Here is a 22898-nt window from a genome sequence, read left to right on the forward strand (position 1 = left end):
TTTTGAGAACTTTGCGTATCCAATTTCCATAAGAGAACTTTGTGTTTTTGCCGTAAAATCGTCGCAAAATACCAACTCTGGAAAAAAAGACTAAAAAACTTTGCTATGTAAAAAACGTGAAACCAGCCACTTAGAAAAAAGATTGAAATTATATAAAAAAAAGTCTTGTAAATGTAAATAAAGGTGGTACTTTTGCACCCGCAGAAGCGATACACGTTCCCTGAAAGACTGGCAAGAAAAGCTGATTAAAGCTGAAAAGAAATTTTCAAAAAAGATTAGAAAAAGCTTGTGAGAATGGAAAACGGATATTAGATTTGCACCCCGCAAAACACGGAATGTTCCTTGAGATACTGAGAGAAAAAATGAAGAAAAAGAGACGAAAAAAAAGTTTCAAATTTTTTTAATTTTTTCTTGCAGGAAACAAAAATAATTTTTAGTTTTGCACCCGCTTTGAGAAACAAGCGGAATAGAAAAAGAAGACACGTTCGTAGACATATTGAATTGACAGCCGTTTTAACAGAGATGTTAGAACAGAAGAATAAGAGTAATAGAATTGCAAGATTCGAAAAGAACCGATAGATATTCACCGATATATAATATTAAAATATACGATGAAGAGTTTGATCCTGGCTCAGGATGAACGCTAGCGGCAGGCTTAACACATGCAAGTCGAGGGGTATATTTCTTCGGAGATAGAGACCGGCGCACGGGTGCGTAACGCGTATGCAATCTGCCTTTCACAGAGGGATAGCCCAGAGAAATTTGGATTAATACCTCATAGTATAATCAAACCGCATGGTTTAATTATTAAAGTCACAACGGTGAAAGATGAGCATGCGTCCCATTAGCTGGTTGGTAAGGTAACGGCTTACCAAGGCAACGATGGGTAGGGGTCCTGAGAGGGAGATCCCCCACACTGGTACTGAGACACGGACCAGACTCCTACGGGAGGCAGCAGTGAGGAATATTGGACAATGGGCGCAAGCCTGATCCAGCCATGCCGCGTGCAGGATGACGGTCCTATGGATTGTAAACTGCTTTTGTACGAGAAGAAACACTCCTATGTATAGGAGCTTGACGGTATCGTAAGAATAAGGATCGGCTAACTCCGTGCCAGCAGCCGCGGTAATACGGAGGATCCAAGCGTTATCCGGAATCATTGGGTTTAAAGGGTCCGTAGGCGGTTTAGTAAGTCAGTGGTGAAAGCCCATCGCTCAACGGTGGAACGGCCATTGATACTGCTGAACTTGAATTATTAGGAAGTAACTAGAATATGTAGTGTAGCGGTGAAATGCTTAGAGATTACATGGAATACCAATTGCGAAGGCAGGTTACTACTAATGGATTGACGCTGATGGACGAAAGCGTGGGTAGCGAACAGGATTAGATACCCTGGTAGTCCACGCCGTAAACGATGGATACTAGCTGTTGGGAGCAATTTCAGTGGCTAAGCGAAAGTGATAAGTATCCCACCTGGGGAGTACGTTCGCAAGAATGAAACTCAAAGGAATTGACGGGGGCCCGCACAAGCGGTGGAGCATGTGGTTTAATTCGATGATACGCGAGGAACCTTACCAAGGCTTAAATGTAGATTGACCGTTTTGGAAACAGAACTTTCGCAAGACAATTTACAAGGTGCTGCATGGTTGTCGTCAGCTCGTGCCGTGAGGTGTCAGGTTAAGTCCTATAACGAGCGCAACCCCTGTTGTTAGTTGCCAGCGAGTCAAGTCGGGAACTCTAACAAGACTGCCAGTGCAAACTGTGAGGAAGGTGGGGATGACGTCAAATCATCACGGCCCTTACGCCTTGGGCTACACACGTGCTACAATGGCCGGTACAGAGAGCAGCCACTGGGTGACCAGGAGCGAATCTACAAAGCCGGTCACAGTTCGGATCGGAGTCTGCAACTCGACTCCGTGAAGCTGGAATCGCTAGTAATCGGATATCAGCCATGATCCGGTGAATACGTTCCCGGGCCTTGTACACACCGCCCGTCAAGCCATGGAAGCTGGGGGTGCCTGAAGTCGGTGACCGCAAGGAGCTGCCTAGGGTAAAACTGGTAACTAGGGCTAAGTCGTAACAAGGTAGCCGTACCGGAAGGTGCGGCTGGAACACCTCCTTTCTAGAGCCTGAGTGTTAGTGCCTGCACACGCTTAGGAAAAAAGGTTTTTATTTAAAGGAATCTGAATTGGAGATTGTATTACTCTTGCTGTTAATTTAAAAGAAATGAAAATTAAGTAAAACAGAGTCTCGTAGCTCAGCTGGTTAGAGTACTACACTGATAATGTAGGGGTCGGCAGTTCGAGTCTGCCCGGGACTACTTTTTAAAATGATGCTTGTAAATTATGAATTGTAAATTACAAAAGCAGAAAAAAAAGACTGTAAGCTTGATTAAAGGAAATTCTGGAAGCTGGGATTCACCAAAGGAAATTAGAGAAGAATTAAGAAATCTAAAATCTGAATTCTAAAATCTAAGATTTAAAATGGGGGATTAGCTCAGCTGGCTAGAGCGCCTGCCTTGCACGCAGGAGGTCAACGGTTCGACTCCGTTATTCTCCACAAAAGCGAAAGCTTACAGCTTACAGCCTATGGCTTAAAGCGAAACAAAGTTCATTGACATATTGAGATAAGAAAATAATAAGAAAGTAGAAAGCGTTTTTTGTTAGCAATAACAAAGAACAAAAAAAACGGTCTTGTTTTAAGAAACAAGATTGGTACAATAAGCAAAATAAGGGCGTATGGGGGATGCCTAGGCTCTCAGAGGCGATGAAAGGCGTGATAAGCTGCGAAAAGCTGCGGGGACGGGCACACACCGATTGATCCGCAGATACCTGAATGGGGCAACCCGTTATGCTGAAGGCATAACACACCGATAGGTGGGCAAACCCGCTGAACTGAAACATCTAAGTAGGCGGAGGAGAAGAAAACAAAAGTGATTCCGTAAGTAGTGGCGAGCGAACGCGGATTAGCCCAAACCAGTGCTGTTACGGCAGTGCTGGGGTTGTAGGACCACGACATTTTATGTACAAGGAACCGGAAGTTGCTGGAAAGTAACGCCATAGAGGGTGAGAGCCCCGTATGGGTAACAAGTATAATAGATAGTGGTATCCTGAGTAGGGCGGGGCACGTGAAACCCTGTCTGAATTTGGCGGGACCATCCGCTAAGGCTAAATACTCCTGAGAGACCGATAGTGAACCAGTACCGTGAGGGAAAGGTGAAAAGAACCGTGAATAACGGAGTGAAATAGATCCTGAAACCATACGCTTACAAGCGGTCGGAGCCCTTTCGTGGGGTGACGGCGTGCCTTTTGCATAATGAGCCTACGAGTTAACGTTGCTGGCAAGGATAAGTGTTTAAGACATGGATCCGCAGCGAAAGCGAGTCTGAATAGGGCGCTTTAGTCAGTAGTGTTAGACGCGAAACCGTGTGATCTACCCATGGGCAGGTTGAAGCTGTGGTAACACACAGTGGAGGACCGAACCGGTTGACGTTGAAAAGTCTTCGGATGACCTGTGGGTAGGGGTGAAAGGCCAATCAAACTCGGAAATAGCTCGTACTCCCCGAAATGCATTTAGGTGCAGCGTTAGTTATAAAGTTATACAGAGGTAGAGCTACTGATTGGATGCGGGGGCTTCACCGCCTACCAATTCCTGACAAACTCCGAATGCTGTATAATGTTCACTAACAGTGAGGGCTTGGGTGCTAAGGTCCAAGTCCGAGAGGGAAAGAACCCAGACCATCAGCTAAGGTCCCCAAATATATGCTAAGTTGAAAGAACGAGGTTTGTCTGCCCAGACAGCTAGGATGTTGGCTTGGAAGCAGCCATTCATTTAAAGAGTGCGTAACAGCTCACTAGTCGAGCGGACGAGCATGGATAATAATCGGGCATAAGCATATTACCGAAGCTATGGATTTACAGTTTACTGTAAGTGGTAGGGGAGCATTCTGACAGGGCAGAAGGTGTATCGTAAGGTATGCTGGACCGGTCAGAAAAGAAAATGTAGGCATAAGTAACGATAATGCGGGCGAGAAACCCGCACACCGAAAAACTAAGGTTTCCACAGCTATGCTAATCAGCTGTGGGTTAGTCTGGTCCTAAGGCGAACCCGAAAGGGACAGTCGATGGCTAACGGGTTAATATTCCCGTACTTCTTATTGCTGTGATGGGGTGACGGAGTGATGAAAGCGCCGCGAACTGACGGAATAGTTCGTTAAAGTACCTAGCTATAGGCTCTATAGGCAAATCCGTAGAGCTTGGTGAAATACGATAGTACTCGGAGTCTTCGGACAAAGAGATAGTGCGCCTAAGGGCTTCCAAGAAAAACCTCTAAACTTCAGGCAGTAAGAACCAGTACCGTAAACCGACACAGGTAGTTGAGGAGAGAATCCTAAGGTGCTCGAGAGATTCATGGCTAAGGAATTAGGCAAAATAGACCTGTAACTTCGGGAGAAAGGTCGCCCCGAGCAATCGGGGCCGCAGTGAAGAGGTCCAGGCGACTGTTTATCAAAAACACAGGGCTCTGCAAAATCGTAAGATGAAGTATAGGGCCTGACACCTGCCCGGTGCTGGAAGGTTAAGAGGAGATGTTATCTTCGGAGAAGCATTGAATTGAAGCCCCAGTAAACGGCGGCCGTAACTATAACGGTCCTAAGGTAGCGAAATTCCTTGTCGGGTAAGTTCCGACCTGCACGAATGGTGTAACGATCTGGACACTGTCTCAGCCATGAGCTCGGTGAAATTGTAGTAACGGTGAAGATGCCGTTTACCCGCAGTGGGACGAAAAGACCCTGTGCACCTTTACTATAGCTTAGTATTGACCTTGGATAAATGATGTGTAGGATAGGTTGGAGACTATGAAGCGGCGTCGCCAGGCGTTGTGGAGTCATTGTTGAAATACAACCCTTTGTTTATCTGAGGCCTAACCCCGTTTTGCGGGGGACATTGCTTGGTGGGTAGTTTGACTGGGGTGGTCGCCTCCAAAAGAGTAACGGAGGCTTCTAAAGGTTCCCTCAGTACGCTTGGTAACCGTGCGTAGAGTGCAATGGCATAAGGGAGCTTGACTGAGAGACATACAGGTCGATCAGGTACGAAAGTAGAGCATAGTGATCCGGTGGTTCCGCATGGAAGGGCCATCGCTCAAAGGATAAAAGGTACGCCGGGGATAACAGGCTGATCTCCCCCAAGAGCTCATATCGACGGGGGGGTTTGGCACCTCGATGTCGGCTCGTCACATCCTGGGGCTGGAGAAGGTCCCAAGGGTTGGGCTGTTCGCCCATTAAAGTGGCACGCGAGCTGGGTTCAGAACGTCGTGAGACAGTTCGGTCTCTATCTACTGCGGGCGTTAGAAATTTGAGTGGATCTGATTCTAGTACGAGAGGACCGAATTGGACAAACCTCTAGTGTATCTGTTGTCCCGCCAGGGGCACCGCAGAGTAGCTACGTTTGGAAGGGATAAGCGCTGAAAGCATATAAGCGCGAAACCCACCACAAGATGAGATTTCTTTTAAGGATCGTGGAAGATGACCACGTTGATAGGCTATAGATGTAAAGGCAGTAATGTCATAGTCGAGTAGTACTAATAATCCGTAAGCTTATGTACACCCTTTTCCTCCCGCCGCAAGACGGGAGGAGGAAACTTTCTAAAATATATTTACTTTTCTTTATCTCAGTATGTTAAAATATTTGCTCGACGCAGAGCAGTCTTTAAGTCAAAAGATTAAAGAGTAAAATCAAAAGACTTTTATACTTTATGACCTTAGACTTTAGACTAAAAACCTAAGGTGGTTATTGCGGCGGGGCTCACCTCTTCCCATCCCGAACAGAGTAGTTAAGCCCGCCTGCGCAGATGGTACTGCAGTATTGTGGGAGAGTATGTCGTCGCCTTTCTTTAAAGAATCCTCATCATTTATTTGATGAGGATTTTTTGTTTTACAACACTTTTAATTAGTTGTTATGATTTTATTCTTAGAATTTTTATTACTTACTACTAGAAATTAAAAGAAAATTTTGTGCTCCAGCTGTGTTGGGGATGAAAGTTGTATCTCGTTTTATTCTTTGAAAAAATAAAAGATACAGCGGACAGCTCGGCTCAAAGGAACGATATGAAGATTTTTATATGTTTATGATTTAATGGTTTATGATTTATACGCCATTAAATTTTCTCGTAATTAACATCATTTATAAATTTAATTACTCCATTCATAAAGACTTTTTGGTCGTCCCACATTGCTAAATGACTTCCATTAGGACAGTATAAATAATGTCCATTTTTTACTAATTTACTTTGTTCTTCCATTGCTTTTGGATCCATTGTGTCGTATTTGGCTCCTATCATTAGGGTTGGAATTGTGATTTCATGTAATCTTTTTTTGATATCCCATTTGGCTAATCTTCCGCTGATTCCAAATTCGCTCGGGCCTTGCATCATAGTATATATTTCAGCGTTTACATGTTTGCTGGCGCGATTTAGCCCGTCTGGCCATTCTTTTAGGCGGCATAAATGCTGTTGGTAAAAATTTGGTATTAGTAATTCCATATATCTTGGATTACTAAAATCTTTTTTGGCTTCTAATGCTCTTATTTCTGCAAGAATTTCAGATTTCATTTGTTTTGCTAAAACTTCGTTGGCATATTTGCCGTATTCTGGAGCGCTTGCCATCATGTTTGCAACTAATAATCCTTTCATATTTTGCTGGTATTTTAAGGCGTATTCCATTGCAAGTATACCTCCCCAAGAATTTCCAAGAACATAAAAGTTGTTTTTATCTGCATTTATTGCTTTTCGAACCTGCTCAACTTCGTCGACAAATCTTTCGGTAGTCCATAAACTGCTGTCTTTTGGCTGATCGCTGTAATAAGATAGCTGATCGTATTCGTAAAATTCAAAGCCTTCTCTTTGGAAAAAGGTTTCAAAACATTCAATGTATTCATGTGTCATGGCTGGTCCTCCGTGTAATAACAAAATTTTTATTTTTGGATTGTTTCCAAAGCGCTTTGTCCACACTTTAAATTCTCCAACAGATGTCTTTATAGGAATCATTTTTACTCCGGCAGCTTCTACTTCGTCTATATTGTAGGTAAAATAATTAGTAAGTTCATTCGATTCGTTTTCTCTTTTACAGGAGACTGTTAGTAAAAGAAATGCAAATATTAGGATATAACGCATGGGTTTACAATTAAGTTGTTTGAACTAATTTACAAATTTATTTTTAAGATCTGTTGTTAAGCTTTATGTTGTAGTATTCTTGCATTCAGTTTTATATAGTTTTTTAAAAACTAAAAAAAATCTTAAATAGATTTGAGACCAAATTTTCTTGTAGTAAATTAGTAATACTATACTTAAATAAATAATTATGAAAATGAAAATATTTTTAGCCATAGTATTGTTAGGTTTAACAATCTCGGTCAGCGCACAGAAGAAAATTGAAGTATCAGAACTGCCAAAACCAGCGCAGGAATTTTTAAAGAAACACTTTAGTAATACCTCCGTTGAAAGTGCGAAGAAGGATGCAGAGCACGGTGAGAAAGGGTTTGAAGTGAAGTTAAAAGACGGAACAGAGGTTGAATTCTGGAAAGATGGTTCTTATCGTGAAGTAGATGGCGGAGATAAGCCTATTCCAACTGCTTTTATACCGGATAATATCAAAGCGTACGTTGCCAAAAATCATCCAAACGAGAAAATAACTCACATAGACTATGGACACAAAGACTTGGATGTTGATTTAACAAATGATATTGATTTGGAGTTTACCAAAGAAGGTAAAATTCTAAAAGATAAAAAGAATGATGTCAAAAAATAGGTAAAAGTTATGTTATAGGATCTAGTTTCCCGTTTACAAGCCAGTTGTTAAAGGTGCTTATAAACGGGAAAATAGTTTATATTTACATTTCTATTTTTTATTTCATGGAAGAAAATAAACATGTAACGATTTACGATATTGCCGAGCGACTAAATTTGGCAACATCTACTATTTCGCGAGCTTTAAAAGATCATCATACTATCAGTGATAAAACGATAAAGAAGGTGAAGAAAACTGCTGAAGAAATGGGATTTGTTCCTAATACTTTAGCTGCAGGTTTACGCGGAAATAAAACCAGAACTATTGGAGTATTAATCCCCACAGTTACACAGCCATTTTTGTCCTCTTTAATCAGCGGTATCGAAATCACGGCGCAAAAATCTGATTATACAGTAATTATCATGCAGTCGCATGACTCGTATGAAGAGGAGGTCAATATGGCCAAATCATTATATAGCAATCGTGTTAGCGGTGTAATTTGTTCGCTGGCAATGGAAACGCGTGATACAGCACATTTTCATCAATTTTCAAACAATAATATTCCTTTGGTATTTGTCGATCGTGTGCCTAAAGATTATAATACTTTTAGGGTCGTTATTGACAATTATACAGCAGGTTACAAAGCTACCAAGCACCTTATAGAGCAGGGATGCACTCGTATTGCACACATAACGGCAGGATCAGAATTGGGTAATTTATATAACGAAAGAAAAAGAGGTTATATAGAAGCATTAAAAGACCATAATGTTGATATTGACGAAAAACTGATTATCAATTTAAATTCAGTTACTTACGAAGACGGTGTCAAAGCCAGCAATGCGTTATTCGACTTAGACCCAATTCCAGACGGACTTTTTGCACCAGGGGATATTCTGGCTGTAAGTGCAGTGCAGACTGCTAAAAAGCGAGGGATCAAAGTACCCGAAGAATTTAAAGTGATTGGGTTTAATAACGATCCAATTTCACAGATTATAGATCCTAATTTATCTACCATTACGCATCCGGCTGAAAAAATGGGAAAAGCGGCGGCAGAAATTATCATCAAAAATCTGAAATCATCTAAAAACGACGATGCCAAAGAAATTACTTTTTTAAACACAGAAGTATTAGCAAGAGAATCTACGCAGAAATAAAACCTATTACAGAATCTAAATTCTAAAATCGGCTTCACCATAGGCAGGATAGTTTTTTAAATTATCCTGCCTTTATTTGTTATATGAAATTATTTTTTTGAAAAAAACAGAGCTAAAATTTTTTTCTTAAACAACAATCCTATATTTTTACGCAACCGATTGCATTTCTTTTTTTATTTTTAATAATGTATTTTTTAAATTAAAATTTTATCAATACTTTTTAATTAGAAAAATAAATTCGTCAATGTAAAACTTTAAATCGAGAATAAATTAAATTCAAAATGACTTCATTACGATTTGTTTTCCTCTTTCTTTTGACTTCCTTTTCGGCTTTAGCACAAAAGGATTATAAATTATGGCTGCAGTACAGTACTGTTGCCAATGCTTCAATTTCAAAAGAATACAAAGACAATCTGAAAGGAATTGTGGTTTTAGGAAATTCTGAAACGATTAAAATTACACAAAAAGAACTTAAGACTGGATTTTTGGAAATGCTCGAAAATGTTCCCGAAATAAAATCAGAATTAAAAGGAGAAAATAATCTAATAATAGGGTCTCGATCTAATTTGAACAGCGAAATTAGAAAAGAGCTTCAATCAGATTTTGATAAAATAAACGATGAAGGATTTTTAATCAAAACCATTAGTTTTAAAAATAAAAAACAAATCATTATCGCTGGAAAAACGGATGTCGCTGTTTTATATGGGGTTTTTAATTTTTTAAGGCTGATGCAGACTAATAAATCAATCCAAAATTTACATGTTGCTGATTCACCAAAAACTAATATTAGAATCTTAAATCACTGGGATAATCTGGATAGAACAGTTGAACGTGGTTACGCAGGATTTTCACTTTGGAACTGGCAGAAATTACCTGATTTTATAGATCAGCGTTATATTGATTACGCCAGAGCAAATGCTTCAATCGGCATTAATGGAACTGTTTTGACGAATGTAAATGCAAACGCATTAATCTTAATGCCGCAATATTTAGAAAAAGTAGAAGCTTTAGCAAATGTTTTTAGACCTTACGGAATAAAAGTATATCTGACAGCGCGTTTTTCGGCGCCAATTGAAATTGGAAAACTAAGAACCGCCGATCCAAAAGATCCGGAAGTTATAAATTGGTGGAAAAATAAAGCAGCGGAAATTTACCAACGAATTCCAGATTTTGGTGGATTTTTGGTGAAAGCCAATTCAGAAGGACAGCCTGGTCCCCAAAATTACGGACGAGATCATGTTGATGGTGCGAATATGTTAGCTGATGCAGTTGCACCTTTTAAAGGAATTGTGATGTGGAGAGCTTTTGTATATTCAGAACATGACGCAAACGATCGTGCGAAGCAAGCTTATGCTGAATTTCAGCCTTATGATGGAAAATTTATAGAAAACGTAATTGTTCAGGTAAAAAACGGAGCAATCGATTTTCAGCCGAGAGAACCCTTTCATCCTTTATTTGGCGCCATGCCAAAAACGCCTTTGATGATGGAATTTCAAATTACACAGGAATATTTGGGTTTCAGCACGCATTTGGTTTTTCTGCCTAAATTATTTCAGGAAGTTTTAGAATCAGATACCTATCAAAAAGGCAAAGGTTCAACCGTTGCCAAAGTCATTGACGGCACTTTATATCAAAATAAATTAACTGGAATTGCAGGCGTTTCTAATATTGGAAATGATTTAAACTGGACGGGACATCCTTTTGCACAAGCCAATTGGTATGGTTTCGGAAGATTGGCCTGGAACCCATATTTAGATTCTGAAACCATTGCCGATGAGTGGTTGAGATGTACTTTTTCAAACGATGAACATTTTATAAAACCAGTTAAAAAGATGATGATCGATTCGCGTGAAGCCGTTGTCAACTATATGACACCGCTTGGCCTTCATCATATTATGGACACAGGTCATCACTACGGACCAGGACCTTGGGTTTCTGATTTATCTCGTCCCGAATGGAATCCGACTTATTATCATAAAGCCGATAAAAACGGAATTGGTTTTGACCGCTCCAAATCAGGAACAAATGCTGTTTCACAATACGCACCAGAAATGGCAAAAGTTTTCAATAACTTAGAAACCTGTCCGGAGAAAGATTTATTATGGTTTCATCATGTTTCGTGGGACTATAAGTTGAAGAACGGCAAGACACTTTGGAACGGTTTGGCGCTCAAATATCAGGAAGGCGTAAATCAGGTTGCCGAGATGCAAAAGGTTTGGAATAAAGCTGAAAAGTATGTCGACATCGAACGATTTAACGAAGTAAAAATGCTCTTGGAAATGCAGCAGAAAGAAGCAAAATGGTGGCGTGATGCCTGTTTGTTGTATTTTCAACAGTTTTCAGGAAAAGAATTACCGTCAGGAGTCGAAAAACCAACAGAAACATTAGAATATTTTAAATCATTAAAATTCCCATTTGCACCAGGAAATGGATAAACTAAATTATTGAGATTAATTAGAACGCAGATGACGCGGATTCGCTTTCGCGAAAACGCAGATTTACACGGATTTTTATTTTTTTCGTTTAGAAAAAGACCCATTTTTTCCGTGTTTTCGCGAAAGCGAATCCGTATCATCCGTGTCCCAAAAAACAAATTATGAGTAAAAAAACGGCAATTGTAACCGGAGGAAATTCAGGATTAGGTTTTGCAACCGCAAAAAAACTTTGTGACAACGGAATCACAACTTACATCATCGGAAGATCAAAAGAAAAAACAGAAGATGCCTGCAGGGAAATTGGAGAAAATGCAATTCCGGTAATTTTCGATTTAAATAATCTGAACGGAATTCCAGCCATGATCGAAAACATAACCCAAAAGGGGTCAATTGATATTTTGGTAAACAATGCCGGAATTAACATGAAAAAAGAAATTCCAGACGTGACGGATGAAGATTTTCTTTCGATTATTCATACCAATTTATTAAGCGTTTTTGCCATAAGCCGCGAAGTAATTAAGAACATGAAAGCCAATGGTAGGGGTAGTATCATCAACATCAGTTCGATGGCATCGCAATACGGAATCCCGAAAGTGATTGCGTATTCGGCAAGCAAAGGCGCAATCGAATCTATGACGCGTGCTATGGCTACAGAACTGGCTCCGTCGGGCATTCGCGTAAATTGCATTGCTCCAGGATTTATAAAAACCAAAATGTCAGCAGCAGCATTGGATAACGATCCCGAAAGAAAAAATAAAGTGCTGGGAAGAACTCCAATGGGCTTTTTGGGAGAACCTTCGGACATTGCAGATGCTGTTTATTATTTCGCTCTAAGCGAATCAAAATATACTACAGGTACAGTTCTGCCGGTTGACGGTGGGAATAGTATTGGATTTTAAGGTTTATGAAATTGTTCGCAAAGACGCAGAGTCGCAAAGAGATTTTTAAGCTTTTTTTAGAGAAGACTTTGTGCCTTTGCGTCTTTGCGGAGTAAATAAAAAGTAGGTAGTATGATAAAAATGCAGCAAACCATGCGATGGTTCGGTCCTAATGACAATATCAATTTGATTGATATTAAGCAGGCTGGAGCAACGGGAATTGTAAACGCTTTGCACCAAATACCGGTGGGCAATGTCTGGAAGATTGCAGACATAAAAGAAAGACAGGAAATCATTCGGAATTACGGATTGGAATGGACTGTGGTTGAAAGTCTGCCTGTTCATGAAGAAATAAAACGAGCTTCGGGAAATTACCTGCAATACATCGAAAATTATAAAATCAGTTTGCGAAATCTGGCAGAATGTGGTATCAAAATCATTACTTATAATTTTATGCCGATTTTGGACTGGGTGCGTACGAATCATAATTTTATCAACGAAGATGGAAGTAAAGCTCTTTTATACAATCAGGATGCGTTTACGTATTTTGATGTTTTTCTTTTAAAAAGACCCGATGCTGAAAACGACTATTCAGAAGTTCAAAAACAACATGCTTTAAACTTTGGAAATAATCTTTCAGAAGAAGAAAAAGCGTTGTTGTTTAAAAATGTTTTATTGGGATTACCGGGAAGCAAAATCAATTTTACAGCAGAACAGATTTTATCGCTTTTGGACAATTATGCCGAAATCGACAATCAAAAATTAAGAGAGAACCTGATTTATTTTTTATCAGAAGTTGTTCCGGTTGCAGCAGAAAGCGGCGCGAAATTAGCGATTCATCCCGATGATCCGCCATTTTCGGTTTTAGGATTGCCCAGAATCGTTTCAACAGAAGCTGATTTAAAAGCGATTTTCAGTGCTGTTCCTTCAACAGCTAACGGATTGTGTTATTGCACAGGATCTTTAAGCGCCGATCCGAAAAACAATCTGGAAAAAATAATTGACGATTACGAAGATAGAATTCACTTTCTGCACCTTCGAAATACCATCCGCGAAAGCGAAACTATTTTCCGCGAATCAGAGCATTTAAATGGCGATGTTAAAATGGAAAAGATTGTAGAAAAGATATTAGGTGTAATGAATAAACGAAAAGTTAGCCTGCCAATGCGTCCCGATCATGGTTTTCTGCACGAAGTTGATGAAGCTAAAGAAACCTATCCTGGTTATTCTCTGACAGGAAGATTAAAAGGTTTGGCCGAATTAAGAGGTTTAGAAATGGGAATTGTTTACAAATTGAGTTTGTAAAAAGTAATGTTTGTCATTTCTCGTTCCTCGAAATGACAAAATAAAAACGATGTCTCTATGTGTTTAAAAACTAAAATAGTATACGTTTTATCACTTTTCCTCATCGGATTAAGCACAAAAACGTATGCTATAAATCCAGATAAATATGTAGTAAATCATGCTTCTGCCAAAAATTTTCCTTTGGTTTCAAAAGGAAAAGCAGCTTCTATTTTAGTTAGTGATAAAGATTTTGCGGGAGTTTTGAAAGTGGCGGGACATTTAGAAAATGATATCTTTCAGGTTTCACATTTACCTCCCAAAAGAATAAAAAAAATAGCAGAAACCGAAGACTTCGTAGTGATTATCGGAACACTCGGAAAAAGCGAAATCATCGATCAATTAGTAAAAAAAGGAAAAATTGATGCCAGTCAACTTCGTGGAAAATGGGAGAAATTTACAACGCAAATTGTTGAAAATCCGCTTAAAGGAGTTAAAAAAGCATTGGTAATTGCGGGTTCAGATAAAAGAGGAACGATTTACGGAATTTACGATTTATCCAATCAAATAGGTGTTTCGCCTTGGTATTTCTGGGCAGATGTTCCAGTGAAGAAACAATCAGAATTGCATGTTTTGCCTGGAATTCATTCGCAGGGAGAACCAAAAGTAAAATACAGAGGAATTTTTATAAATGACGAAGCTCCGGCTTTATCTGGCTGGGCATTCGAAAAGTTCGGCGGATTTAATTCGAAATTTTACGATAAAGTTTTTGAATTAATACTGCGAATGAAAGGCAATTATTTATGGCCGGCAATGTGGGGAAGAATGTTTTATGTTGAAGATCCGCAGAACGCTGTTTTAGCCGATGAATACGGAATTGTAATGGGAACTTCGCATCACGAACCGCTCACGCGAGCGCATGCCGAATGGGGGAAATCGAATGGGAAATGGGATTTTAATACCAATTCTGAAGCTTTGATTCAATTCTGGAAAGATGGAATTAAAAGAATGGGAAACAAAGAAACCATTGTAACTGTTGGAATGCGCGGTGACGGCGACGAACCCATGACGGAAGGAACGGCAATTGGATTATTAGAAAATATCGTAAAAAGCCAACGAAATATCATTGCAGAAGTCACGAAAAAACCTGCCGAAGAAACGCCTCAAATGTGGGCACTTTACAAAGAAGTTCAGGATTATTACGATAAAGGAATGCGAGTTCCCGACGATGTAACGCTTTTGTTATGCGATGACAATTGGGGAAATATCCGCAAACTTCCAGAATTGAACGCCAAACCCAGAAAAGGCGGTTATGGTATTTATTATCATTTTGATTATGTCGGAGGTCCGCGAAATTACAAGTGGATTAATACGAATCAGATCGAAAGAGTTTGGGAACAAATGGATCTGGCGTATCAATATGGCGTTGATAAAATCTGGATTGTAAATGTAGGAGATATCAAACCGATGGAATTTCCAACCGAATTTTTTCTTGATATGGCTTGGAATCCCGAAAAATTCAATGCCGGAAATTTGGAACAGTATTATGTGCATTGGGCAAAAGAAAATTTTGATAATCAGTTTGCAGAAGAAATTGCTGAGATTCTAAAATTATATACCAAATACAATTCGAGAAGAAAACCTGAATTATTAGATGCAAAAACATATAGTATCACGAATTATAACGAAGCAGAAAAAGTTGTCGAAGATTACCAAAAACTGGTTGAAAAAGCCAATTCGATAAACGAAAAATTACAACCAGAATACAAAGATGCTTTTTATCAGCTGGTTTTATTTCCGGTTTTGGTGAGTTCGAACTTAAATGAATTGTATGTTGCAGCAGCTAAAAATCATTTGTATGCAGAACAAGGAAATCCCATTGCAAATGTCTATGCTGAAAAAGTAAAAACGTTATTTGAAAAAGACGCAGAGCTCACGAATTATTATCACACTCAATTAGCAAATGGCAAATGGAATCATATAATGTCACAAACCCATATTGGTTATAACAATTGGCAGCAGCCGGACAAAAATGTGATGCCAAAAACGAAAACAATCGGAACTGTAATATATGAAAGGACAAAGATTGTTGCTCGCGATTCTTTAAAATCTAAAATAGCAATTCCTAAAAATAAAGATCTAGATCATATTCAAGGTTTTGTAGAAAACAACGGTTATATTTCAATAGAAAGTAAAAATTATTCCAAGGCAATAAATTCGGAGGCAGTAAAGTGGACTATAATTCCAAATCTTGGTAAAACAGATTCTGGAATAACGATTAAACCTTCGAATATTCAGAATATTGAAGTTTCAGAGCAATCACCAAGACTGGAATATAACGTTCATTTTTTCAGTAAAGGAAAGATAAAAGTACATGCTTATTTTTCGCCCACAATAAATTTTAAGTTTGGAGAAGGCTTAAAATATGGAATTGCATTTGATTCTGAAAAACCGCAGATTATGAATTTGAATGCTGATTCTTCAGAAAAAAGCTGGGCAGAATCTGTTGCAGATAACATTAAAATTATAATGTCCACACATCAAATAGAAAATTCTGGAAATCATGTTTTAAAGATTTATGCGATTGATCCGGCTTTGGTGCTTCAGAAAATTGTAATTGAAACTCAAGACGGAAAAGTTTTAGAGTCATATTTGGGACCGCCAGAGAGTTTTAGAACAAAGTAATTGGTTAGACCTGACAGGTTTTCAAAACCTTTCAGGTCTCTATTGACAAAAAACTATTAACTATTTAAACCAAAAATATATGAGATTTATTAACCCTTATTTGTTTGTCGTCACCACTTTGCTGGCTGTAAGCTGTACATCACAAAAAGAAACCGCTTCATTAAAAGATGTTTACAAAAATGATTTTTACATCGGAACAGCTTTAAGTGCAGATCAAATTGAAGGAAAAGATGCAAAAGTAGATTCATTGATTAAAAAAGAATTTAATGCAATTACTGCAGAAAATATCATGAAATCGATGTACACGCATCCTCAAAAAGACAAGTATGATTTTGCTTTATCGGACAAATTTGTGGCGTATGGAGAAAAAAATAAAATGTTCATTCACGGACATACATTGATCTGGCACAGCCAATTAGCGCCGTGGATGGAAAAAATTGCAGACAGCACAGAAATGAAAGCTTTTATGAAAGATCATATTACAACGATTGTTTCTAAATACAAAGGTAGAATCGATTCTTGGGATGTTGTAAATGAAGCTTTAAACGAGGATGGAACCTTAAGGCAATCAGTTTTTTTGAAAACACTGGGTGAAAAATATTTGGTTGATGCTTTTAAACTGGCTGAAAAAGCCGATCCTAAAGTGGATTTGTATTATAACGATTATAATCTTGAAGATCCCGCAAAAAGAGCTGGAGCTATAGCTTTAATCAAAAAAATAAAAGCGGCGGGCGGAAAAATTGACGGCGTCGGAAGTCAGGGACATTGGAATTTAAATAGTCCGTCGTTAGAAGAAATTGAAAAAAGCATTTTAGAATATTCTGCTTTAGGAATTAAAGTTGCTTTTACAGAATTGGATATTACTGTTTTACCAAATCCGTGGGATTTAAAAGGAGCAGATGTGAATCAGAAATTTGAAGGAAATGCGCAAATGAATCCATATCCTGAAAAATTGCCAGATTCTATTCAAAACAAATTGGCAGAACGTTACGCTTCTATTTTTAAATTATTTTTAAAACACAAAGACAAAATCAGCAGAGTTACCTTTTGGGGAGTTTATGATGGACAGTCTTGGTTAAACGATTGGCCGATAAAAGGAAGAACGAACTATCCGCTTCCTTTTGATGCCAATTTAAAGCACAAAAAAGCTTATGACAGCATTTTGAATTTGAAAAAGGCTAAAAAATAATTAGTCAAATACGTTTTTAATTGAAATAATAGCAACAATCGGTTGTTTTAAAAAATATTCTTGAAATAAAGTAAACTAAATTTGCGTAATATGTTTTTTTATCTAAATTTACACAACCGATTGTTTTATTTGTTTCAACAGTCTTTCCGCAAGTTTTTCAAAGCCTTGTAGATATATGAGAAGCATTTAAAAAAAACAATTTGGACCTGAAAGGATTTCAAAACCTTTCAGGAGAACTAACTAACCACAAACCACAAAATGAATTACATTTCACAAAAATTATCCATCAAAGAAAAAATTGGGTACAGCTTAGGAGACCTCGCTGCAAATTTAGTCTTTCAGACTTTGATGACGTATCTGGCATATTTCTACACTGATATTTACGGATTATCGCCAACTGATTCTTCTATTATAATGTTAGTGGTAGGTTTAGTTGCTGCTTTTATTTTTAACCCAATAATTGGAGTGCTTGCCGATAGAACCAGTACGAAATGGGGAAAGTTCAGACCGTGGATTTTGGCAACAGCAATTCCGCTTGGAGTTGTGGCATTATTAGCTTTTTCGACTCCAGATTTTGCCTATAAAGGAAAAGTAATTTATGCAGTTGTAACTTATACTTTGCTTTTGCTTTTTTATGCGGGAAATAATCTGCCGTATTCTGCTTTAAGCGGTGTAATTACAGGCGATATGTCCGAAAGAAACAGTATGTCGTCTTATCGCTTTGTGGCTGTTATGTTCGCGCAGTTTTTTGTTCAGGTTTTTATGCTCGGAATTATAAAAAGTGCTGGAGACGGAGATAAGGCAATTGGTATAGAAAAAGTTATGACCGTTCTGGCAATTATCGGAACTATCATGCTTTTAATTACATTTTTAACTACGAAAGAAAGGATTATTCCAAAACCAGAACAAAAATCGAGTATCAAAGAAGATTTGAGCGATTTGGTAAAAAACAGACCGTGGGTAATTATGCTTTCGCTAACGACTTTGGTTTTTGTGACTTTGGCCATGAAAGGCGGTTCGTATGTCTATTATTTTGAAAACTATGTAGATAAAGAACAGTTAGCAATTTTTATTCAGCCTATTTTAGACACTTTATCAAATATCGGATTGAATCATTTTGGTAATGATCCCGTTTCAGCTGGATTTGGATTGTTTAATGCGGGCGGCATTATCTTTATGATCATTGGAATTACTTTGTCTAAAAACCTTGCAGATAAATACGGAAAGCGAAATGTATTCAGATTGTTTTTATTCATTTCAACCTTATTTATTATTGCTTTTTATTTCTTTCCGCCGGCATCAATCAGTTTAATATTTTTCTCCCAAATTCTGCACGGATTTTTCTACGGAATCACAATCCCAATTCTTTGGGCGATGATTGCTGATGTGGCTGACTATTCAGAGTGGCTGAACAACCGCCGTGCAACTGCAATTATTTTCTCTGCAATGATGGTCGGTTTAAAAGCAGGATTGAGTATTGGCGGAGCCTTAACAACATTATTTTTAGGTTATTTTCATTACGCTGCAAATTCACCTGTACAGACAGAAACTGCCATTAACGGAATCAAATTATTGGTCAGCATCTTTCCCGCAATTCCATTTTTAATTGGAGCTGGATTATTGTTTTTCTATAAAATCAATAAACAAATGGAAATGCAGATCGAAACAGAACTTAAAGAAAGAAGAACATAATTATTTAAAAAAATAAGACCACTATGCCTGAAGATAGTATTGAACAAATTAATTTCGAGGAAATTAATAAACTGGCAATTTCAAAGCCATTAGTTTCTCACATTTACACTGCCGATCCTTCTGCGCATGTGTTTAATGGCAAGATTTACATTTATCCGTCACATGATATTGATGCGGGAATTCCGTTCAACGACAACGGAGATCATTTTGGAATGGAAGATTATCACGTTTTTTCGATGGATGACATTTCATCAAAAGCTGTTGATAATGGAGTTGCACTTCATGTAAATGATGTTGAATGGGCAGAAAAACAAATGTGGGCACCGGATGCAGCACATAAAAACGGAAAATATTATTTGTATTTCCCTGCCAAACGAGCCAATGGAATTTTCCAGATTGGAGTCGCTGTAAGCGATTCTCCTGCGGGTCCTTTTTTACCACAACCAGAAGCCATAAAAGGAAGTTATAGTATTGATCCTGCCGTTTTTGAAGACGAAGATGGAAAACATTATATCTATTTTGGCGGTATTTGGGGAGGACAATTGCAGAAATACAGAACCAATAAATACGATCAAGATAACGAAGAACCTTCTGGAAATGAACCTGCTTTAGGACCAATCGTAGCTTTGCTTTGTGATGATATGCTGGAATTTGCAGAAGAGCCAAAAGAAATTAAAATTTTGGATGAAAGTGGAGAAATTCTGCTGGCTGGCGATAACGACCGCCGTTTTTTTGAAGCGTCATGGGTTCACAAATACAATGGAAAATATTATTTCTCTTATTCTACTGGCGACACTCATTTTATTTGTTACGCGATTGGCGATAATCCATATGGACCGTTTACGTATCAAGGAAGAATTTTGAATCCAGTTGTGGGCTGGACGTCGCATCATTCAATTTGTGAAGTTGAAGGAGAATGGTATTTGTTTTATCACGATTCGAGTTTGTCAAAAGGTGTAACGCATTTAAGAAGCATGAAAGTTACCAAAATAGATTATTTAGAAGATGGTTCGATAGTAACAATTGATCCGTACGGGATAAGAAGATTGTTTGATTAAAACTATATTTTATCAATAAAAGAAAAGATGGACTTATGAAAACCGTTTGCGTGAGGGATAGAAGCGGAAAGCCCACAGCCTGACGAAGGAAGAGCGAGGACTTGCAGCGGATAGCCCGGCCCGCCTTTTTCGGCGGGACACGCCCAAATTATCTTGATTTAAAAAATTAACAATTTTAATATCGAAAAGAATTTTTTATAAAAGATTTTTATCTACTTTAGCATAACAGAACGGAACAGAACGGTATGCTAAAAGAAGAAGAAAAATTTGAATTTACAATCAATCACGATAGTGATATCCCGAAGTACCAGCAACTGGTTGACGGGATAACAAATTCGATTGCAGAGAATATTTTGCAAAAGGGAGATTTGCTTCCGTCTGTGAATGTGATTTGCAAAACGTACCAACTTTCGAGAGATACAGTTTTTAAGGCTTACTCGATTTTGAAAGAGCAGAATGTAATAGATTCGGTTCCGAATAAGGGTTATTATGTGGCAGGTGAAACGAGAAAAGTGCTTTTGGTTTTAGACACTTTTAAAGCGTATAAAGAAGTTTTGTATCATTCGGTTGTCAATAATCTGCCTGATAATGTGATTATTGATGTTCAGTTTCATCATTATAATATTGATGTTTTTAAAACGATCATAAATAACGGAATCGGAAAGTATTATAAATATGTGGTGATGAATTTTGACCACACAGCTATTGCTCCGGCGTTGTCGGCAATTTCAAATGATAAACTGCTTTTAATTGACTGGAATATTCAAGCTGGTAAAGCAAGTAATTATGTTTTTCAGGATTTTGGGAAAGCATTTTACGATTCATTGACACAAGCTGTTGATTTGTTTAAAAAGTATAAAAAAATAGATTTTGTTTATCCTGATTTTACAAATCATCCTTGGGAGACGGTTGAGTTTTTTAAGAAATTCTGTGCTGATTTCAATTTTAAATATGCAATTATTACTGACCCTAAAAAGTTCAATATCGAAAAAGAAATTGCTTATATCAGTGTGAGTGACAGGATTCTGGGATACTTTTTAGAACAGTGCAAAGAGAAAGATTTAGAGCCAGGAAAAGACGTTGGATTTTTGTCGTATAACGAAACGCCAATGAAGAAATTTATATACAAAGGAATTTCGGTTGTGTCAACTGATTTTAAAGAAATAGGAACCAAAGCAGCGGCATTTATTACGCATGACGAAGATACTCAGTGTTATGTGCCGACAAATTTAATATTAAGAGAATCATTGTAAATTATGTATTATATCGGATATGATATTGGAAGTTCTTCTGTCAAGGCAGCCTTGGTAGAAGCAGAAACTGGTAAAAAAGTAATCGTTTTGAATGAACCGCAAAACGAAATGGAAATCCTTTCGATTCACCCAGACTGGGCAGAGCAGGATCCTGAAATCTGGTGGCAGCACATTTGTACAGCAACTAAACGAGCCATTAAAGAATCAAATATCGATGCTTCTAAAATTCAGGGAATTGGTATTTCGTATCAAATGCACGGATTGGTGATTGTAGATAAAGAAAAAAATGCACTTCGAAATTCGATTATCTGGTGTGACAGCCGTGCCGTTGAAATTGGAAATAAGGCTTTCGCAGAAATTGGAGAGCAAAAATGTATGGAACATTTATTGAATTCTCCAGGAAATTTTACAGCTTCGAAACTAAAATGGGTAAAAGAAAACGAACCTGAAGTTTATAAGAAAATTGATAAATACATGCTTCCGGGAGATTACATCGCTTTAAAATTGACAGGTGAAGTAACAACAACCAAAAATGGTTTGTCTGAAGGAATGCTTTGGGATTATAAAGAAAATAAAGTAGCCGACTGGCTTTTGGATTATTACGGAATCGATCAGTCTTTGACGCCGAGAATTGTTGAAAATTTTACGAATCAAGGAGTTGTAACAGAGCAAGCTTCGGCGGCATCGGGACTTCCAGCTGGAATTCCGATTGTGTATCGAGCGGGAGATCAGCCAAATAATGCTTTATCATTAAATGTTTTAAATCCTGGAGAAGTAGCGGCAACAGGCGGCACATCTGGAGTTTTTTATGCAGTAAGCGAAATGTCTTCTGGAAAAAGCACTCGAGTAAACAATTTCGTTCACGTAAATTATGAATTAGAAACGCCTAGAGTTGGTAAACTTTTAAATATTAACGGAGCAGGAATTCAGTACAGATGGCTTCGCAATAATATGGGTAACGAAAGTTACGAAGTAATGAATGAAAAAGCTTCGAATGTCGAAGTAGGATCAGAAGGTGTTGTGGTAATTCCGTTTGGAAATGGGGCCGAACGTATGTTCAACAACAAAAATATCGGAACTCATTTTTTAAACCTCAACTTAAATATTCACAACAGTGCACATTTATTTAGAGCTTCTTTAGAAGGAATTGCCTTTTCGTTTGTGTACGGAATGGAATGTTTAAAAGAGGATAATGCGACAATTAATGTCATTAGAGCTGGAAACGATAATTTGTTCCGTTCGGAGATTTTCTCTAATACAGTGGCGACTTTAATTGGTCACGAAATTGAAATTTACAATACAACAGGAGCAGTTGGTGCAGCGAGAGCAGTGGGTTTAAAAGATGGTGATTACAGCAAATTTGGAGCTAATGTGAGCGACAACGATCATGTAATGACGTTTTTACCGTTGCACAACGCAGCCCCTTACGAAACGGCTTATCAAAAATGGAAAACAGAATTAGAATTAATATTAACAAATAAATAAAAAAATCA

The 22898-nt window shown here is 38.1% G+C and carries 13 protein-coding genes, 2 tRNA genes and 3 rRNA genes; 17 read left to right on the forward strand and 1 reads right to left on the reverse strand.

Features of this window, described 5'->3' with window-relative positions; genetic code table 11:
- Positions 1 to 608: 608 nt before the first annotated feature.
- The 6 genes from HYN86_RS09520 (at position 609) to rrf (ending at position 5888) form a co-directional block, all read left to right on the forward strand.
- Positions 609 to 2122: ribosomal RNA gene (locus tag HYN86_RS09520) — 16S ribosomal RNA — on the forward strand.
- A gap of 124 nt (positions 2123 to 2246) precedes the next feature.
- Positions 2247 to 2320 (forward strand) — tRNA-Ile (locus HYN86_RS09525).
- 25 nt (positions 2321 to 2345) lie between these two features.
- Positions 2346 to 2468, forward strand: coding sequence for a hypothetical protein (locus HYN86_RS21220; RefSeq protein ID WP_262512120.1), 123 nt, complete (start codon positions 2346 to 2348; stop codon positions 2466 to 2468).
- 17 nt (positions 2469 to 2485) lie between these two features.
- Positions 2486 to 2559, forward strand: a tRNA-Ala gene (locus HYN86_RS09530).
- A 158-nt stretch (positions 2560 to 2717) separates the two neighbouring features.
- Positions 2718 to 5601, forward strand: a 23S ribosomal RNA gene (locus HYN86_RS09535).
- Positions 5602 to 5778: 177 nt separating this feature from the next.
- Positions 5779 to 5888 (forward strand): 5S ribosomal RNA (rrf, locus tag HYN86_RS09540).
- The 16S, 23S and 5S rRNA genes sit together here with 2 tRNA genes alongside, the layout of an rRNA operon.
- A 265-nt stretch (positions 5889 to 6153) precedes the next feature.
- Here the strand turns inward: rrf and HYN86_RS09545 are convergent.
- The gene (locus tag HYN86_RS09545; protein WP_113677807.1) at positions 6154 to 7167 is read right to left on the reverse strand and encodes a proline iminopeptidase-family hydrolase; all 1014 of its coding nucleotides are present in this window, start codon (positions 7165 to 7167) and stop codon (positions 6154 to 6156) included.
- Between the two features lie 187 nt (positions 7168 to 7354).
- Between HYN86_RS09545 and HYN86_RS09550 the strand changes: the two genes are divergently transcribed.
- The 11 genes from HYN86_RS09550 to HYN86_RS09600 all read left to right on the forward strand — a co-directional run bounded on the left by HYN86_RS09550 (position 7355) and on the right by HYN86_RS09600 (position 22890).
- Positions 7355 to 7801 carry a PepSY-like domain-containing protein gene (locus HYN86_RS09550; RefSeq protein WP_113677808.1) on the forward strand — a complete coding sequence of 149 codons (447 nt, stop codon included), beginning with the start codon at positions 7355 to 7357 and terminating at the stop codon, positions 7799 to 7801.
- Between the two features lie 104 nt (positions 7802 to 7905).
- The gene (locus tag HYN86_RS09555; RefSeq protein ID WP_113677809.1) at positions 7906 to 8934 is read left to right on the forward strand and encodes a LacI family DNA-binding transcriptional regulator; all 1029 of its coding nucleotides are present in this window, start codon (positions 7906 to 7908) and stop codon (positions 8932 to 8934) included.
- Between the two features lie 281 nt (positions 8935 to 9215).
- Positions 9216 to 11369, forward strand: coding sequence for an alpha-glucuronidase family glycosyl hydrolase (locus tag HYN86_RS09560; protein ID WP_113677810.1), 2154 nt, complete (start codon positions 9216 to 9218; stop codon positions 11367 to 11369).
- Positions 11370 to 11530: 161 nt separating this feature from the next.
- The gene (locus tag HYN86_RS09565; protein WP_113677811.1) at positions 11531 to 12268 is read left to right on the forward strand and encodes an SDR family NAD(P)-dependent oxidoreductase; all 738 of its coding nucleotides are present in this window, start codon (positions 11531 to 11533) and stop codon (positions 12266 to 12268) included.
- Positions 12269 to 12388: 120 nt separating this feature from the next.
- Positions 12389 to 13552, forward strand: a complete 1164-nt coding sequence (gene uxuA / locus HYN86_RS09570) for a mannonate dehydratase (RefSeq protein WP_113679901.1) — start codon at positions 12389 to 12391, stop codon at positions 13550 to 13552.
- A 57-nt stretch (positions 13553 to 13609) separates the two neighbouring features.
- On the forward strand, positions 13610 to 16213 hold the full coding sequence (locus tag HYN86_RS09575; RefSeq protein WP_113677812.1) for a glycosyl hydrolase 115 family protein: 2604 nt from the start codon (positions 13610 to 13612) through the stop codon (positions 16211 to 16213).
- Positions 16214 to 16292: 79 nt separating this feature from the next.
- Positions 16293 to 17402: an endo-1,4-beta-xylanase gene (locus HYN86_RS09580; RefSeq protein ID WP_113677813.1), complete on the forward strand. Its 1110-nt coding sequence runs from the start codon at positions 16293 to 16295 to the stop codon at positions 17400 to 17402.
- 258 nt (positions 17403 to 17660) lie between these two features.
- Positions 17661 to 19094, forward strand: coding sequence for an MFS transporter (locus HYN86_RS09585; protein WP_113677814.1), 1434 nt, complete (start codon positions 17661 to 17663; stop codon positions 19092 to 19094).
- A 23-nt stretch (positions 19095 to 19117) separates the two neighbouring features.
- Positions 19118 to 20152, forward strand: coding sequence for a glycoside hydrolase family 43 protein (locus tag HYN86_RS09590; protein ID WP_113677815.1), 1035 nt, complete (start codon positions 19118 to 19120; stop codon positions 20150 to 20152).
- Positions 20153 to 20397: 245 nt separating this feature from the next.
- Entirely contained in the window at positions 20398 to 21405 is a 1008-nt protein-coding gene (locus HYN86_RS09595) for a GntR family transcriptional regulator (protein ID WP_113677816.1), read from the forward strand.
- Positions 21406 to 21408: 3 nt separating this feature from the next.
- Positions 21409 to 22890, forward strand: a complete 1482-nt coding sequence (locus HYN86_RS09600) for a xylulokinase (RefSeq protein ID WP_113677817.1) — start codon at positions 21409 to 21411, stop codon at positions 22888 to 22890.
- Positions 22891 to 22898: the final 8 nt, after the last annotated feature.

It is taken from the genome of Flavobacterium fluviale (genome assembly GCF_003312915.1).
Classification (GTDB): domain Bacteria; phylum Bacteroidota; class Bacteroidia; order Flavobacteriales; family Flavobacteriaceae; genus Flavobacterium; species Flavobacterium fluviale.